Origin of the sequence: uncultured Alistipes sp. (assembly GCF_949296715.1) — a bacterium.
GTDB lineage: Bacteria > Bacteroidota > Bacteroidia > Bacteroidales > Rikenellaceae > Alistipes.
Map to the genome: position 1 here is coordinate 1 of NZ_CASFQD010000015.1, position 15823 is coordinate 15823.

A 15823-nucleotide genomic window follows, 5' to 3' on the forward strand; every position below is an offset into this window, starting at 1 on the left:
CCTTGAGCTGCTTCTCCGTGGTGAAGATGTGCGAGTCGGCGGCGATGATCTTGTCGATACGCTCCTTCTCGGCCTTGTCCTTCGCCTCGGTGGCCTTCGCTTCGTCACGCATGCGCTGGATCTCCTGCTCGGTCAGACCCGACGATGCCTCGATGCGGATCTTCTGCTCCTTGCCCGTACCCTTGTCCTTGGCCGAGACGTTCAGGATACCGTTGGCGTCGATATCGAACGTCACCTCGATCTGCGGCACGCCACGCGGTGCGGCCGGAATGCCGTCGAGGTGGAAGCGGCCGATCGACTTGTTGTCGCGGGCCAGCGGACGCTCGCCCTGGCAGACGTTGATCTCCACCGAAGGCTGGTTGTCGGCCGCCGTCGAGAAGACCTCCGACTTGCGCGTCGGGATTGTCGTGTTGGCGTCGATGAGCTTCGTCATCACACCGCCCAGCGTCTCGATACCGAGCGACAGCGGCGTCACGTCGAGCAGCAGCACGTCCTTCACCTCGCCCGTCAGCACACCGCCCTGGATGGCGGCGCCGATGGCTACGACCTCGTCGGGGTTGACCGACTTGTTCGGGGTCTTGCCGAAGAACTCCTCGACAATCTTCTGGATGGCCGGGATACGCGTCGAACCGCCCACGAGAATCACCTCGTTGATCTGCGAAGCGTCCAGACCGGCGTCACGCAGCGCCAGCTTGCAGGGCTCGATGGTCTTGCGGATCAGATGGTCGCACAGCTGCTCGAACTTGGCACGCGTGAGCGTCATGACGAGGTGCTGCGGAATGCCGTTCACCGGCATGATGTACGGCAGGTTGATCTCCGTGGTCGTCGAGGACGACAGCTCGATCTTGGCCTTCTCGGCAGCCTCCTTCAGACGCTGCAGCGCCATCGGGTCCTGACGCAGGTCGATGCCGTGCTCGGCCTTGAACGACTCGGCCATGTAGTCAATCAGCACGTGGTCGAAGTCGTCACCGCCCAGGTGCGTATCGCCGTTGGTCGACTTCACCTCGAAGACGCCGTCGCCCAGCTCCAGAATCGAGATATCGAACGTACCGCCACCGAGGTCGTAGACGGCAATCTTCATGTCGCTCGACTTCTTGTCCAGACCGTAGGCCAGTGCGGCGGCCGTAGGCTCGTTGATGATACGGCGTACCTTCAGACCGGCGATCTCGCCCGCCTCCTTCGTAGCCTGACGCTGCGAGTCGGAGAAGTAGGCCGGGACCGTGATGACGGCCTCCGAAACCTCCTGACCCAGGTAATCCTCGGCCGTCTTCTTCATCTTCTGGAGAATGATGGCCGAAATCTCCTGCGGCGTGTACTGGCGTCCGTCGATGTCCACACGCGGGGTGTTGTTGTCGCCCTTGACGATCTGATAGGGAGCGCGGGCGATGTCGGCGGTCACCTGATCGTAACGCTCACCCATGAAACGCTTGATCGAAAAGACCGTGCGCTTGGGGTTCGTGATGGCCTGACGCTTGGCCGGATCGCCGACCTTGCGCTCGCCGTCACCCGTGAATGCCACGACCGAAGGGGTCGTGCGGTGTCCCTCGGAGTTGGGGATCACGACGGGCTCGTTGCCCTCCATCACTGCCACGCAGGAGTTCGTAGTTCCTAAATCGATACCGATAATCTTTGCCATAATGCTATTTGTATTTAATTGTTTGTTTTTCGTTTTTCCCGCCGGCTCCTCGACCGGCGACGCCTATACGCAAACAAAGGTCGTACCAATCGGCAAATTCTGCCAAATTGTCAGCAGAATGGCAGGATCGGCGCTCCGAACGGCATTTTGACGGTCCGACATGCGGCATTTTGGCAGAACGGCACCGCAATGCCCACTGCCGCCCCCCCTGCCGCAACCTCCGTTCGGGCCTGTGCCCCTTTGCCACGCCCGTATGCCGCACCTGCCGGCACACCTCATGTCTCACACGTACCGTGCCGTATGTCGCACCCATGCCGTACCCGTGGCATAGCCGTGGCGTACCCGTGGCGCTCCTGCCGCCGCTGCCCCAGGGCCGCACCCGATGCCCCGCCACATACTCCCACACGCCTCTCCGCCAAAGCCCGAAAAAGGCTGAAAAGGTATGAAAAAGTCCGCAAAAAAAGAGCCTGCGTCACCGCAGGCTCCGTTCCGGTCGGGACCGGACTACCATATATATTACTTGTTCTGTTCGCCGAGGATGCGCATTGCAACGTCGAGAATCGTCGTATCGTCCAACGTGACCACGCCGCCGTCCGGTCCGGGTTCGAAATGAACGCCCACACACTCCTTCGCCTCATGCTTGCCCCCGAAATAGTTGCGGACAGCCTCGACGTCAATTCCCAATTCATCTGCAATGCGCTGCGAACTGCCGCTCGGCAGTCTGTCCTTGATACGGCGCAACTCGTTAAATGTGATAATCATATCCGTTGAGTTTTTGGTTGAAATTTCTGCATCACTAAATTAATACTTTTTTGCGGAACTGCAAAATTTCTGCCTGAAAAAGTGTCATAAAAACGTAACAGACCCGAAAAAAGACGGACCGCCCTCTTTTTCAGAGAAATGCGGTCCGCAAATCCGTCCGGTGCACCTCCGTCAGTCGTTCGGCTCGATGTAGAACTCGTAGAGCACCGGCGTATAGGGCGGCACTTCGGTCGTGATCGTCGTGGTCGTCGTCGTGGTCGACGAACCCGTATCGCCGTAGTAATAGTTGTTGTAGTAGTAGCTGTTGTAGTAGTTGTAGTAGTAGTTGTTGTAATAGCTGTTGTAATAGCTGTTGCCGTAATAGCTGTTGTAGTAGTTGTAGTAGTTCAGGTAGTCGTAGTAATAGCTTGACGACGAAGAGGATGACGACGATGTCGACGTGCCGCTCACGCCCGTCGCGCCGTAGGCGTAGGTCGACGTCGTGATGACGGCGGCCCACTGGCCGTAGCGCAGGTTCGGAATCGAATAGTACCAGGCTCCGGTCTTTTCGTTGTCGTTCGGCGAATAGTCTTCGGCCGACCCCTTGCTGGCGACATCGCCGTAGATGATCTCCTTCACCTCGTCGATGTTCGTGTTGACGACGAAGCCGTCGAGCAGCCGCTCGACATACCAGACTTTCGCCGTGCCGTCGAGCTTCACCGAGTCGGTCAGCGACTCGACCCCGCCGTAAGGCTCCTCCTCATCGGGATGGAACCGCTCGACGAGTGCCTGGCGGATCTTCTCCTGCGTGGCCTCGAAGGCGTTGTAGGGCTCGTAGGGCGCGCTGTACGGCGCCGGATAGGTAATGTGATCCGTAGCGGGATTGTAGCGCAGATTGACATAGACCTGCGGAATGGTGTCGTTGACGCTCACCCACCGCTCGGCGATATGGTAGGGATGGTTCTCGTCTTCGGGGTCTTCGGGCATCGGAACCGACTCGGCATCCTCCTCGTCGTTGCTGTAGATGCGCAGCCCGCCGTTCGCGGCCAGCTTGCAGAAGTCGTCGACCTGCGTACCCTCGGTCTCCAGCGGGTTTTTGACCGTGCCGCAAATCTCCATCGTGATGATGAAGGGCTTGCCCGAGCTCAACGTATAGTCGGACTGACCTTCGTAACCGCCCGTGCCCGAGACGCTGCCCACGACACGCGACGGCAGGTAGAGCGTGACCTTCGACCCGGGGCGGAGCTGCAATTCCGTATCGAGGCCGCGCGCGGCGGCATACGCCGGATCGAGCGTGAGCGTGTTGCGCATGGCCAGATGCGTACCCTCGAGCATGCTCGTGTTGTACTCGCCGCAATAGCGGTAATAGGGCACGTAGTGGGTGTATTTGGTGAACGACCCGGCCAGCTTGGCATCCGTCGCACGGCGCGTGAGGATGATGTTGCCCGCCAGGTCGCGGCCCGAGAAGTCGAACTTCACCCAGCAGATCGTATCGTTGATCGGCTTGGCGTCCATATCTCCGGCCTCGAGCACGTCGACGTAGTATCCGCCCTCCTCCTGAAGGTTGTTCACCAGTTCGGGATGGTACTTCTCCATCCAGGCCCCGAGGGCCATCGTCTCGAACTTGTCATACGATTCGGTCGCCTCCCTGGCGCAGGATGCCAGCAGCACGACGAGCGCCGAAAGGCTCATGATACGTGTGATGAACTTCATATCTTGGTTGTGTTCTCTTTAATTTTTGGTCCGCGGGTCACTCCACGCTCTCCACCGTAAAGGTGAAGCAGACGGGGCTCTCCTTCGGGATGAAACTGAAATAGGCGTCGCCGTAGGCCATGTTGTAGGTCATGTAGGCCTCCACACGGTCCCCCTCGCGACATCCGACCAACGCATAACGGAGGCCTTTTAGTATGTTGTCGCGCCGCAGATCGATCGCCAGCGGCGCGAAAGACCACTCCTGCACGTTGAGCCCCGCCGCCACGTAGGCCGACTGCAGCTCGGGATCGTTCGTGAACTCGGGGAGCCGCGTATCGGGAATCGTCGAATAGGTGAAGACGTACATGCGGAAGGTGATCGTCACGACCGACGAGCCCCTGACCTCGGGGCGGTTCACCCGCTCCGGATCGTAGACGTCGCGGATATAGCGGTAGACCGTATTCCCGTGCGTCGAGTAGTAGGGGTCCTCGGTTCCGGCCTCCACCTCGTTTTCGGGGACGAGCTGCGGCTGGTGCGAACCCTCCAGGAAGCTGACGATCTTGTCACGCTGCGTGGGCAGCACATCCTCCTCCTGGGAGCAGGCGCTGCACAGCGGTGCGACAAACGCACAGAGCAGGATGATGTTCCAGATTCCTTTCATCGGCATGCAATCGTGCAAATTTACAAAAACAAATCCGATATCACAGCATCAAACGCAAAAAAACGGCTTTAATTGTCCGAAACGCCCGCCGCAGGGCAAAAAAAAGAGGACAGCCTCGCTATCCTCTGGAACGCAGATGGTCCTTGTGGGGGTCCTTGAGCCGCTGCAGCCGCTTCTGTTTCACCAGATGCAGGCCGATTGTCAGGGCAACGGCCCCGACAAAAAAGCTGAGCAGGATGATGATGAATCCAAATGGTACGTCTCCCATAATCGTATTGCGGCGTCTGAATCAGTCAGGCCGCGAAGATAAGGCAAATATTCGACCAAACCAAACGCTGCCGGACGGTTTTCGCGGAATAAGGTCCTTTCACAACCTTTTCAAGGCCATTCGGACCATCTCCTCGACCGAGGCGCCGGGAGCCTCGCGCGCCACCGCCCGCAGCACCTTCTCGGCCGCCGTGCGGGCGAAGCCCAGCATCACCAGCGCCGCGAGGGCCTCGTCGAAGGCCGCATCGGAGGCGGTGGCCGGCATGCCCGTGATGTCGGTCTGCACGGCCAGCGTCGTGAGCTTGCCGCTCAACTCGACGATGATCTTCTGCGCGGTCTTCAGTCCCAGGCCCTTGACGTTCTTCAGCAGCACGGCATTGCCCGTGGAGATGATGCCCTGCAGTTCGTGCGGCGAGTAGGTCGAGAGGATCATGCGCGCCGTATTGCCGCCCACGCCCGAGACGCTCAACAGCAGGCGGAAGAGCTCGCGCTCGATCTTCGTGGCGAAGCCGTAGAGCAGCTGCGCATCCTCGCGCACGATATAATGTACGTAGAGTTTCGCCTCGGCGGCGTGCTCGACGGCCGAGAAGGTCTCGAGCGAAATGTTGAGATAATACCCCACCCCGCCGGCGTCGATGACGGCATAGGTCGGAGCCACTTCGGCAACACGGCCGGAAATATATTCGTACATCTCTGTCAATCAGTTAGAAACAAACATTTCGGAAACGCTGCCGCCCCGTCCCTGCGGGAAGTCCGCAGGCCGCGGTGCGGAGCCGCTCCGCACAGTCCGATAATTTTATATCGAACCAAGCAAAAATAAAGATTTTTTTTTACCTTTGTGCCTCAAAGGCAGAATATTTAACCAAACAACGCATATCCGACATGAAAAAGACGCTTTTTATGGCACTGGCCGCAGCCGTGGCGCTGACGGCCTGCGATTCGAAGCCGGCCGAGCAGCCCGTAGAGGTCATCGCCGAGGAGAAGGCGCAGGAAGCCATCACGAATGACATCGCCTACATCCAGGTCGAGGCCGTGCTGGCACAGAGCGACCTCTACCTGAACGAGGGTGCCGCCCTGCAGGAGAAGACGCAGAAGGCACAGAAGAGCTGGGCACAGAAGGAGAAGAACCTCCAGGCCGAGGCAGCCGCCCTGCAGGAAAAGTACCAGAAGGGCCTCATCACGACGATCGACGCACAGAACCAGCAGCAGAGCATCGAAAAGCGCGTCGCCGCCTACCAGAGCTCGGCACAGAAGGAGGCCCAGGCGCTCGACGAGGAGAACTTCGTCTTCACGAACCGTGCGCAGGACCTGCTGCACCGCGCCGTGCAGGCCATCAACGGCGAGACCGAAAAGAAGTACAAGCTCATCATCAACGCTTCGGCGCTGATCGACGCCGACACGACGCTCGACATCACGCCGATCGTCCTGCAGAAGGTCAACGAGCTCTACGCCGCCGACAAGAAGGCCAACAAGAAATAACCTTCCGGAGGGGGGGGCGAACTGCTGCGGGCCGATACCGCAGTCCGGGAGCCGCGAACGAAGAGCCCGGCACGAGAAAACGAACCCAGGCACGGAAACGGACCCAAGCACGGAAACAGCCCGGCGCAGAAACAGCCGGCACGAAAACACGCCGAAGCAGAAACGGCCCGACAACAGCCCGATACCGGCCCGGGGGCCGCGACAATCCGCCTCCCGAAAAACGACTGCAAGAAAATACCGGTTCCGCAATCCCGCGGAATCGGTATTTTTTTATACATTTGCAACAGCAAATTTTTGGCAAGACAATGGGTTTCGTACCGTTCACATTCATCGACTTCATCGACATCATCCTCGTGGCCGCGATCATGTACTGGATCTACCGCATGACCAAGGGCACGAACGCTCCCTATATCCTCTCGGGCATCATCGCCATCTACCTGCTCTGGGTCGTGGTGCGCACGCTCAACATGGAGCTGCTCTCGACCATCCTCGGACAACTGATCTCGGTGGGCGCCATCGCGCTGATCATCGTCTTCCAGCCCGAGCTGCGCCGCTTCCTCCAGATGATCGGCATGCGGCAAAAGCACTTCAACTTCATCTCGCGCATCTTCTCGACGGGCGACGACAAGGTCCAGACCAACGTCATGCCGATCGTCACGGCCTGCCGCGAAATGTCCGAGACGAAGACCGGGGCACTGATCGTCATCGGCCAGGAGAGCGACCTGCGGCTCATCGCCGAAGGGGGCATTGCCCTCGACGCCAAGATTTCCACGCCGCTGCTCGAAAACATCTTCTTCAAGAACGCCCCGCTGCACGACGGCGCCGTGCTGATTCAGGGCGACCGCATCGTGGCGGCCAAGTGTATCCTGCCCGTGACGCAGAGCGACGTGCCCAAGTCATACGGCACGCGCCACCGCGCAGCCATCGGCATGAGCGAGATTTCGGATGCCATCATCATCGTGGTATCGGAGGAGACCGGGCACATCGCCATTGCACAGGGCGGCGAGCTGCGCCGCAACATCGATCCCGTGCGGCTGCAGCAGACCCTGCAGCGTTATCTGACGCTCAACACCCGCAAACGTTCCAACAAGGAGGTTGCCGAATAATTCACCGGCCGAGGGGGCGGGCGGTTCGCGGCCCGGGGCCTCGGACGGTTCAGGTTCGCACAAAACACGGCCGAGAGCGGACCGAAACACAGTCAGGAGCGGCTCGAAACACACGATCAGGGGTGGCTCGAAACGCAGTCAGGAGCAGCACAAAACACGGTCAAGGGCGGAAGAGTTGATCTTCCGCCCCTGATCTTATTTCAGGTATCTTATACGTATCCGGCCGGCACTTCCCGGCCCGTGCGACAGCCGTTTCCGGGCAGGTTTTGCGGGGCAGGTGGCAGGCAACAGATGCATGGCGTCATTCGTTCGGCAGAAAGGGTCCCGGAGGTTTGGTTGGGCCGCAAGTGGTTTTTCCTGGCACGATTCGGGCCAAAAAAAGACCGCGAAAGATTCGCGGTCATACGGTATGGAGTTTCAGTTTGGAAACAGGATTCGGAAAAGCGGCGATTGGTTTTTAAGGCAACGGTTCGGGATTCGGTCATCCGACCGGACGTTTCGTTCTATCCTTCGTCCCGTCCGCCTTGTCCGTCTCTCCCTGCTCTCCCGACTCTCCCTGTCTCTCTCCCCCCCCGGGTTATTCGGCGGGCTGCTCCTGAACGGGTGCGGCAGCGTCGGCTGCGGGAATCTCGGCCTGCGGCATGGCAGCGGGCATCTCGGCCTCGAGCACACGCTCCTGAAGCGCCTCGGCATCCTTCGAGAGTTCCATATTGCTCGTTGCCACCAGGCCGCGATCCATGGCGAGCGTAGCCACCAGGCTCAATACGAAAATCGCAACCGCCATGGCCCACGTGAATTTCTCGAGCATGTTCGTGGTCTCACGCACACCCATTACCTGATTCGAAGCACCGAAGTTGGCGGCCATGCCGCTCTTGGGGTTCTGCACCAATACCGCCAGAATCACCAGCACACTCGCGATCAGTATCAGTGCAATGCAAATCGTGTATAACATAATATCGTTGAATTTTGATTATTGTTTTTCCATTTTGCCAATAAGCTCGGCAAAGTAAATACTTTTTTCGGGATTTAGCAAACTTAATTTGCGATAAATCGCTATGGCTTTGTCCCGAAGCCCCTGCGCGAGATAGATTTCGGCAAGTTCCTCGCTCACGACCTCGTCTTCGTCATCGAGCTGCGCCTCGGTCAGCACCTCGCCGGCAGGCTCCCCCTCGTCGGCCACGATGCGCAGGTCCTCCTCGCGCAGGAAGCGGTCGATCACGTCGTCGGACGACAGCGCCGCAAGGGCCTGCACGTCCACGGCGCCCTGCGTCAGGGAGCCCTCCGCACGCCACGGCGCCACAATCTCCAGCCGCGGGTCGGCATCTCCCGTCACTGCGGCACGCAGCGCACGCAGCGGCGCAAACCACGGCCAGCGGGCCACAAGCGCATCCAGCTCCGCCCTCACGGCCGCATCTCCGGCCGCCGCCTTTCCGGCAAGTTCTCCGAATCGCATCATCATCACGGAAAGGCTACCAGTTCGAGGCCGAAGCCTGGAAGATGTCGGTTACGAGCTGATCGACGATCTCGGGGATGAGCGTACCCTCGGCCTCGGTCAGCAGGATGTTGGTGTCGTAATCCTCGAATGCCGAAAAGGTCCTGCTCCACGACGCCTTCTCGTCGAGGGCGTTCGTGAAACGCACCTTCACGGTGATGGTCAGACGGTTGAGCACGGCCTGCTCGCTGCTCGACACGGAGGCCGTGGTCGAGGTGTAGTTGACGATCTCGCCCTCGAAGGCGAAGTCGCCGCCCTCGTCTACCTGCGTCAGGCGCGTGCGGCGCGAGAAGATGTCGACGAGCGCCTCGGTGAGCGTCGACGAGAGGATCGGCGAGACCATCGGGGCGTTGTTCGGGAAGTAGGCCACCGAGAAGGTCTTGGCATCGGGCGGAATCGACGCACCCGACAGCGAATATTTGATGGCGACGCCGCAGCCGGTCAGCACGGCGGCACAGAGGGCCACGACGGCCAGTTTCAGTTTCATACGTTTCATCATGTCTAACAATCCTCGATTCCGAGCTCCTTGATCTTGCGGTAGAGCGTGCGCTCGGACATGAACAGTTCGGCCGCGGCCTCGCGGCGGCGTCCGTTGTTGCGGCGCAGCGCGCGGATGATCTGCTCGCGCTGCATGTCGGCCTTGGTCTTCTCGCGCGGCGGCGCATCGGTCACCTCCTCGCTCTCGACATAGACCGGAGCGGTCTCGGCCGCCGCGGGGGCATACCCCACCGTACCCTGCGCATAGGCACCGTGCTGCACGGGCGCATAGGAGCCGGCGCCCTGCGTCGACGACGGCAGCAGGGCCCGGATGTCGGGCGCCGTCTCGGCACGCCGCCCCTCGGCCGTGCGCATCAGTTCGGAGAGCATGCGCTTCAGGTCGTTGATGTCGGCCCGCATGTCGAAGAGCACCTTGTAGAGGAGTTCGCGCTCGATCGACATGCCGTCGTCCACGGGCGGCGTCCCGGCCGCCATGGGCGTTCCGGCGTGCTGCTCGGGCAGGTATTTGGCCAGTATCTCGGGCGTGATGACGCGCGTCTGCTCGATGGCCGAGATCTGCTCGGCGACGTTCTTCAGCTGGCGGATGTTGCCCCGCCAGTAGTAGTTCATGAGCATCTGCCGCGCCGCATCGTCGAGCGTCACGGCCGGCATGCGGTACTGCGTGGCCACGTCAGCGGCGAAGCGGCGGAAGAGCAGCGGGATGTCCTCGGGACGCTCGCGCAGCGCCGGCACCGTGATGGGCACGGTGGCCAGCCGGTAGTAGAGGTCCTCGCGGAAGCGGCCCGCGACGATCGCCTCCTGGAGGTTGACGTTCGTGGCGGCGACGACGCGGACGTTGGTTTTCTGCACCTTCGAGGAACCTACGCGCATGAACTCGCCCGTCTGCAGCACGCGCAGCAGGCGCGCCTGCGTCGGATGGGGCAGCTCGGCCACCTCGTCCAGGAAGATCGTCCCGCCGTCGGCCTCCTCGAAGTAGCCCTTGCGGGCCTCGAGCGCCCCGGTGAAGGAGCCCTTCTCATGGCCGAAGAGTTCCGAGTCGATCGTCCCTTCGGGAATCGCCGCACAGTTCACGGCGATGTATTTGTTGTGCTTGCGGGCCGAATAGGCGTGGATCACCTGCGGGAAGAACTCCTTGCCCACGCCGCTCTCGCCCGTGACGAGCACCGTCAGGTCGGTCGGCGCCACGCGCAGGGCCACGTCGAGGGCCCGGTCGAGCAGTTCCGACGTGCCGATGATGCCGAAGCGCTGTTTGACACTCGTCAGGTCCGTCATGGCTTGTCAGTAGTTTGGTCCGTTTGCGATGCCTCCCCTTCGGCGGGCTGCTCCCCGGCCGGCACGCCGCCGGTGAGTTCGAGCAGGTACTGCTCCTCGGCACGCCGCTCCTGCGCCTCGCGGAAGTAGCCGAAGGCGATGGCCGCCACGGCGATGGCCGCAGCGATGATGGCGATCCAGAAGAAGCGGTCGGCGCGGCGGCGCGGCGGCTGGTCGACGTAGGTATAGGCGTCGGTCGTCTTGGGCGGCTTGCCGTAGCGCAGGCCCCGCAGCGACGGGTCGGGATTCATCTTTGCCGAGGGCGAGACCTTCGTTTCGGCGAAGGCTGCCTTCACGGCCTCGGCCACCTTGCCCGGCTGCAGCGGGCCGCGGCGCCGGGGGCTTCCGCCGTCCGCCGCCCCGGGAACCGTCCCGTCGGCCGAAGTTCCGGACGGCACCGCCGATGCCTCCTCCGCAACCTGCCCGGCGCCCTCCGCGCGGGCGGGTTCCGCCGTTTCCGTCTCCGCCTCCGCATCCGGCTGCGGGTCGTAGCGGAAGGCAATCGTTCCGTTGGGTCCGGGCGACAACTCGCCGAAGCCCCGCATGCGGTAGGTGTCGCCGTGCTCCACGGCGTGCCGCACCTCGAAGACGAAGCGGTCGATTTCGCCCGCCGCCTCCAGTTCGTTCATGCCCGCGTCGCAGAGCAGCTTCCGCAGCACGCCGTCGTCGCGCCGCAGCAGCTCCGAAAAGAGCACGCAGCGACCGGCATCCGTCTCCTTGACGATGAATGCGCCCAGCTGGGGCACGACAAGCCGTTTGTGAGCAGTCAGGTATCGAGATATGAGATCGGTCAGCACGATTGAAATCCTCCTTGAAAATCCGCACCAAAAATACCGTTTTTCGCGGTAAAAACCAAAATCTCGCGCGCATTATTCAAAATAATCCGGCAAAGTGTTGGTTATACGAAAAATATTCGCCTATTTTGCATTCCGAAAAATCCAAAAATCCGGATGAGCTACTTTGTCCGAAAAAAAGCGAAGTAGCGAAGCCGGATTGTTCAAACACCAAGCAAGCGAGCCATGAAAGACAAGTACATCGACCTGATCGAGCAGTCGTTCGATTTCCCGCAGGACGAGTTTTCGGTCGAGGACAATGAGCTGAATTTCCACGACATTCCGCTCATGGAGCTGATCAAACAGTACGGTACGCCGTTGAAGATCACCTATCTGCCGAAGATTTCGCAGCAGATAAACCGTGCCAAGCGCATGTTCAACGTGGCGATGGCCAAGGTCGATTACAAGGGGTCGTACAACTACTGCTACTGCACGAAGTCGAGCCATTTCTCGTTCGTGCTCGAGGAGGCCATGAAGAACGACATCCACCTGGAGACCTCGTCGGCCTACGACATCCACATCATCAACGCGCTCTACGACAGCGGCATCATCGACAAGGACCGCTACATCGTCTGCAACGGCTTCAAGCGTCCGCAGTATGTCGAGAACATCGCGCAGCTCGTCAACGAGGGCTTCACCAACACGATCCCCGTACTGGACAACAAGGAGGAGTTAGACCTCTTCGAGGACGCCTTCACCAAGAAGTGCAAGGTCGGCATCCGCATCGCCTGCGAGGAGGAGCCCAAGTTCGACTTCTACACCTCGCGCCTGGGCATCCGCTACAACGACATCGTCGACTTCTACAAGGCCAAGCTCAAGAACAGCAAGAAATTCTCGCTCAAGATGCTGCACTTCTTCATCAACACCGGCATCAAGGACACGGCCTACTACTGGAACGAGCTGTCGAAGTGCATGAACGTCTACTGCGAACTGAAGGCCATCTGCCCGGAGCTCGACAGCCTGAACATCGGCGGCGGCTTCCCGATCAAGAACTCGCTCAACTTCGAATACGACTACGAATACCTCACCGAGGAGATCGTCGCACAAATCAAGAACATCTGCCAGCGCAACGGCATCGAGGAGCCCAACATCTTCACCGAGTTCGGTTCGTTCACCGTGGGCGAAAGCGGCGCGGCGCTCTACTCGATCGTCAACCAGAAGCAGCAGAACGACCGCGAGAACTGGTACATGATCGACTCGTCGTTCATCACCACGCTGCCCGACACGTGGGGCATCAACCAGCGCTACATCATGCTGGCGATCAACAACTGGGACAAGGAGTACCAGCGTGTCTTCCTCGGCGGCCTGACGTGCGACAGCGAAGACTTCTACAACTCGGAGTGCCACACCAACGCGATCTTCCTGCCGAAGCTCGAGAAGGGCAACACGCAGTACATCGGCTTCTTCCACACGGGGGCCTACCAGGAGTCGCTGGGCGGCTTCGGCGGCATCCAGCACTGCCTGATCCCCGCGCCGAAGCACGTCATCATCGACCGCGACAAGTCCGACAACGAGTACTACACGCGCCTGTTCGCCAAGGAGCAGTCCTACCGTTCGATGCTCCGCATCCTCGGCTACTGACAAGAGAGGGGGGGGGCGAGGGCGAACCGGTGCGCTTCGGTGCATCGTCCTCGGTCCGGCCAATCGGCGCGATCCGGCCATCGCCTTCGGTCCGGCCGGTCTGCACGGCCCGACTGCCGCTCCGACCATATAATATAAAAAAAGACGTCCGGCATCTGCCGGGCGTTTTTTGTACCGCCATCCGAACAAATCCGAATCCGGGCCGCACGAAGCGGACCATTCTATTTTTTTTATACATTTGTCCGGACTAACCCATCACGACATGATGACACGCAAACTCCTGACCACCCTGCCGCTGCTGCTTGCGCTGCTCGGCAGCACCTCCGCATCGGCGCAAACGGCACCGGCCGCACCGGCCGCACAGCCGACGCAATCGGCACAGTCGATGCAACCGGCTCCGGCCGGGCAGGCACAACCGGCAGCCGACGGCAGTGAAGCCATCCGGGCCTGCTATGCAGAGTACCTGAACGACATGCTCCACGGCGGCGGCCGCCAGGGCGATACGCTGCTGCGGGAGATGCTGACGCCCGAATGCTACGAGTGGTTCTACCGCGAAGTGGAGGCCACGGACGCCAATCCGCTTCTCCGCGCGCAGGACACCACGGAGGATGCGCTCGCCACGCTGACGGTCGAGCCGCTCGGCGGCGACTGGTACATGGTCCGCTACCACTGGTGGCGCACCGACACCCGACAGATCGAGATTCCGCTGAAGGCGCAGTGGATCGACGGCCGCTGGCGGATCGTCCGCATCACGCCGATAGACGGCGGCACCAGCTACGGCGACTGACCGGACACCCGCGTCACGCCACACGACAAGGCGGATTTACGGGCGGAGAGTGCTCTTCCGCCCGTTTTTTTGCAGCCGGCGGAGCGCGGATAACCCGAATTTTCCTACCTTCGTACCCGGAAACGGAACAAATCGGTCGCAATGGAACCACAGAGGAGCAGGAAAGGTGCGTATGGAAGACGGATGGTCCGGGGCTTGCTGGCCCTGCTGGCCGTTACGGCATGGACGGTCGCCGCGGCGCAGGAGCCCGCAGACCGAACCGGACTGTCCGGCGATCCGTCGGGCGAAGAGATGACGACGCAGCGCGGCGCAGCGCAGAAGCCCGTCACGGGGGCGGAGCAACCCGCCCGGAAGAAACTGGCCGCCGGGGCGGAGCCGACCGCCGCAACGGAGCGCATCGCCGGGGAAGAACAACCCGCCGAAACAGAGCTGGCCGGCGAAACGGAGCCGACAGCCGGGAAAAAGGCCGACCGACCGATGCAGACCGCCGGAACGGAGCTGGCCGGCGAAACGGCGCCGACCGCCGGGGCAGAGCGGCCCGCCGGAGAGAAACTGGCCGCCGGGGCAGAGCCGACCGCCGGGACGGAGCAGTCGGGCGGCACGTCGGGCAAAAAGTTCATCCATCGGATCGGCATCGAATACCGTCCCGAATACATCTTCCCGTCGAATCCCTTTGTGGCCGGGCGCAACGCCTCCGGGCAGCCGATCGACTTCGCGCAGTCGGCGCACCTGCGCTATGCGCTGCAATACCGGCCCGAAACCGCCGCGGCACGCATCTACGGCGACGTCTACCAGGGCGTCGGCATCGCCCGCTACGACTTCGGCAGCCACCGCGAGGTGGGCGACCCCGTGGCCGTCTACCTCTTCCAGGGGGCGCGCATCGCCCGTCTGGCGCCGCGCCTCACGCTCAACTACGAGTGGAATTTCGGTCTCTCGTTCGGCTGGCATCCCTACCATCCCGACACGAACAGCTGGAACGGCATGACGGGATCGCGCCTGAACGCCTACCTCAACGTCGACTTCTACCTGCGCTGGGCGCTCTCGCAGCGCGTGGGGCTCGTCGTCGGGCCGACGCTCACCCACTTCTCGAACGGCAACACCAAATTCCCCAATGCGGGGCTCAATACCCTCGGGACGAAAATCGGGCTGACCTGCGACCTCGGGACACCGGCCGGCGCCGCCCCGCAGCCGCAGGCCGCGCGCCCGCCCTTCCCGCGGCACATGAGCTACGACCTCACGCTCTTCGGCTCGTGGCGCCGCAAGGGCGTCCGGCTCGACGGTCGGCTGATCCCCTCGCCCGAGGCCTACCCCGTCGCGGGCATCAGCTTCGCCGCGATGTACAACTTCGGCTACAGGTTCCGCGCGGGCCTCGCCGCCGACGGCGTCTACGACGGCAGCGCCAACGTCTACACCGAGGACTACATCGTCGGCTGGGGCGAGGAGGACCCCGGATACACCTTCCACAAGCCCGGCACCGACCGGCAGTTGAGCCTCGGCCTCTCGGCCCGCGCCGAGTTCGTCATGCCGCTCTTCACCGTCGGCATCGGCATCGGCGCCAATGTCCTGCACAAGGGCGGCGACCTCGCGGCCGTCTACCAGCTCGTGACGCTCAAGATCGCCGCAACGCGCAGCACCTACCTCCACATCGGCTACAGCCTGCAGAACTTCCGCGACCCCAACTTCCTGATGCTCGGCGTCGGATACCGCTTCAACAACCGCTGCCCGCGTCTGCGGTAGGC

General features: G+C 61.5%; 16 protein-coding genes. 5 read left to right on the forward strand and 11 right to left on the reverse strand.

Translation table 11 applies throughout. From position 1 onward, the window contains the following. From dnaK to ruvA, 6 genes are all read right to left on the reverse strand, one after another. The coding region (dnaK, locus tag Q1Y33_RS02205; protein ID WP_300797800.1) for a molecular chaperone DnaK at nt 1–1636 on the reverse strand (1636 nt) is incomplete at its 3' end. A gap of 516 nt (nt 1637–2152) precedes the next feature. Further along, nucleotides 2153–2398 (reverse strand): DNA-binding protein, encoded by a 246-nt coding sequence (locus Q1Y33_RS02210; RefSeq protein WP_300797802.1) that lies wholly within the window; start codon nt 2396–2398, stop codon nt 2153–2155. A gap of 171 nt (nt 2399–2569) precedes the next feature. After that, nucleotides 2570–4090, reverse strand: coding sequence for a hypothetical protein (locus Q1Y33_RS02215; RefSeq protein ID WP_300797804.1), 1521 nt, complete (start codon nt 4088–4090; stop codon nt 2570–2572). A gap of 37 nt (nt 4091–4127) precedes the next feature. Next, entirely contained in the window at nt 4128–4736 is a 609-nt protein-coding gene (locus Q1Y33_RS02220) for an FKBP-type peptidyl-prolyl cis-trans isomerase (protein WP_300797806.1), read from the reverse strand. A gap of 112 nt (nt 4737–4848) precedes the next feature. After that, the gene (locus tag Q1Y33_RS02225; protein ID WP_300797808.1) at nt 4849–4998 is read right to left on the reverse strand and encodes a hypothetical protein; all 150 of its coding nucleotides are present in this window, start codon (nt 4996–4998) and stop codon (nt 4849–4851) included. A 99-nt stretch (nt 4999–5097) separates the two neighbouring features. Continuing rightward, nucleotides 5098–5688 (reverse strand): Holliday junction branch migration protein RuvA, encoded by a 591-nt coding sequence (ruvA, locus tag Q1Y33_RS02230; RefSeq protein ID WP_300797810.1) that lies wholly within the window; start codon nt 5686–5688, stop codon nt 5098–5100. Nucleotides 5689–5879: 191 nt separating this feature from the next. Here ruvA and Q1Y33_RS02235 point away from each other — a divergent pair, with 191 nt between their 5' ends. Both Q1Y33_RS02235 and cdaA read left to right on the forward strand, forming a co-directional pair. After that, a complete protein-coding gene (locus tag Q1Y33_RS02235; protein WP_363322787.1) occupies nt 5880–6476 on the forward strand; it encodes an OmpH family outer membrane protein in 597 nt (198 codons plus the stop codon). Between the two features lie 305 nt (nt 6477–6781). Then, entirely contained in the window at nt 6782–7582 is an 801-nt protein-coding gene (gene cdaA / locus Q1Y33_RS02240) for a diadenylate cyclase CdaA (RefSeq protein WP_300797814.1), read from the forward strand. A gap of 577 nt (nt 7583–8159) precedes the next feature. Here the strand turns inward: cdaA and secG are convergent. Genes secG through Q1Y33_RS02265 form a run of 5 tightly spaced genes read right to left on the reverse strand, consistent with a single transcriptional unit; the run spans nt 8160 to nt 11629 of the window. Next, complete coding sequence (gene secG, locus Q1Y33_RS02245; RefSeq protein ID WP_300797816.1) at nt 8160–8534, reverse strand: preprotein translocase subunit SecG; 375 nt, start codon at nt 8532–8534, stop codon at nt 8160–8162. An 18-nt stretch (nt 8535–8552) separates the two neighbouring features. Next, nucleotides 8553–9038 (reverse strand): hypothetical protein, encoded by a 486-nt coding sequence (locus tag Q1Y33_RS02250; protein WP_300797974.1) that lies wholly within the window; start codon nt 9036–9038, stop codon nt 8553–8555. Nucleotides 9039–9051: 13 nt separating this feature from the next. After that, nucleotides 9052–9561: an LptE family protein gene (locus tag Q1Y33_RS02255; protein WP_300797818.1), complete on the reverse strand. Its 510-nt coding sequence runs from the start codon at nt 9559–9561 to the stop codon at nt 9052–9054. Nucleotides 9562–9575: 14 nt separating this feature from the next. Beyond that, nucleotides 9576–10844 carry a sigma-54 dependent transcriptional regulator gene (locus tag Q1Y33_RS02260; RefSeq protein ID WP_300797820.1) on the reverse strand — a complete coding sequence of 423 codons (1269 nt, stop codon included), beginning with the start codon at nt 10842–10844 and terminating at the stop codon, nt 9576–9578. Further along, a complete protein-coding gene (locus tag Q1Y33_RS02265; RefSeq protein ID WP_300797823.1) occupies nt 10841–11629 on the reverse strand; it encodes a hypothetical protein in 789 nt (262 codons plus the stop codon). The genes Q1Y33_RS02260 and Q1Y33_RS02265 overlap by 4 nt, the downstream gene beginning before the upstream one ends. Nucleotides 11630–11902: 273 nt before the next feature. Here Q1Y33_RS02265 and Q1Y33_RS02270 point away from each other — a divergent pair, with 273 nt between their 5' ends. The 3 genes from Q1Y33_RS02270 (at nt 11903) to Q1Y33_RS02280 (ending at nt 15821) form a co-directional block, all read left to right on the forward strand. Continuing rightward, nucleotides 11903–13297 carry an arginine decarboxylase gene (locus tag Q1Y33_RS02270; protein WP_300797825.1) on the forward strand — a complete coding sequence of 465 codons (1395 nt, stop codon included), beginning with the start codon at nt 11903–11905 and terminating at the stop codon, nt 13295–13297. 262 nt (nt 13298–13559) lie between these two features. Continuing rightward, nucleotides 13560–14084 carry a hypothetical protein gene (locus tag Q1Y33_RS02275; protein ID WP_300797827.1) on the forward strand — a complete coding sequence of 175 codons (525 nt, stop codon included), beginning with the start codon at nt 13560–13562 and terminating at the stop codon, nt 14082–14084. Between the two features lie 141 nt (nt 14085–14225). Next, complete coding sequence (locus Q1Y33_RS02280) at nt 14226–15821, forward strand: acyloxyacyl hydrolase (protein ID WP_300797829.1); 1596 nt, start codon at nt 14226–14228, stop codon at nt 15819–15821. Nucleotides 15822–15823 lie beyond the last annotated feature (2 nt).

Excerpts from the sequence above, each read along its gene's own strand:
- cdaA (WP_300797814.1), top strand. The coding sequence starts at position 6,782 with ATGGGTTTCGTACCGTTCACATTCATCGACTTCATCGACATCATCCTC.
- Q1Y33_RS02280 (WP_300797829.1), top strand. The coding sequence starts at position 14,226 with ATGGAACCACAGAGGAGCAGGAAAGGTGCGTATGGAAGACGGATGGTC.
- Q1Y33_RS02210 (WP_300797802.1), bottom strand. The coding sequence starts at position 2,398 with ATGATTATCACATTTAACGAGTTGCGCCGTATCAAGGACAGACTGCCG.
- Q1Y33_RS02235 (WP_363322787.1), top strand. The coding sequence starts at position 5,880 with ATGAAAAAGACGCTTTTTATGGCACTGGCCGCAGCCGTGGCGCTGACG.
- Q1Y33_RS02260 (WP_300797820.1), bottom strand. The coding sequence starts at position 10,844 with ATGACGGACCTGACGAGTGTCAAACAGCGCTTCGGCATCATCGGCACG.
- secG (WP_300797816.1), bottom strand. The coding sequence starts at position 8,534 with ATGTTATACACGATTTGCATTGCACTGATACTGATCGCGAGTGTGCTG.
- Q1Y33_RS02225 (WP_300797808.1), bottom strand. The coding sequence starts at position 4,998 with ATGGGAGACGTACCATTTGGATTCATCATCATCCTGCTCAGCTTTTTT.
- Q1Y33_RS02220 (WP_300797806.1), bottom strand. The coding sequence starts at position 4,736 with ATGCCGATGAAAGGAATCTGGAACATCATCCTGCTCTGTGCGTTTGTC.
- Q1Y33_RS02250 (WP_300797974.1), bottom strand. The coding sequence starts at position 9,038 with ATGATGCGATTCGGAGAACTTGCCGGAAAGGCGGCGGCCGGAGATGCG.
- Q1Y33_RS02255 (WP_300797818.1), bottom strand. The coding sequence starts at position 9,561 with ATGAAACTGAAACTGGCCGTCGTGGCCCTCTGTGCCGCCGTGCTGACC.
- ruvA (WP_300797810.1), bottom strand. The coding sequence starts at position 5,688 with ATGTACGAATATATTTCCGGCCGTGTTGCCGAAGTGGCTCCGACCTAT.
- Q1Y33_RS02215 (WP_300797804.1), bottom strand. The coding sequence starts at position 4,090 with ATGAAGTTCATCACACGTATCATGAGCCTTTCGGCGCTCGTCGTGCTG.
- Q1Y33_RS02270 (WP_300797825.1), top strand. The coding sequence starts at position 11,903 with ATGAAAGACAAGTACATCGACCTGATCGAGCAGTCGTTCGATTTCCCG.
- Q1Y33_RS02275 (WP_300797827.1), top strand. The coding sequence starts at position 13,560 with ATGATGACACGCAAACTCCTGACCACCCTGCCGCTGCTGCTTGCGCTG.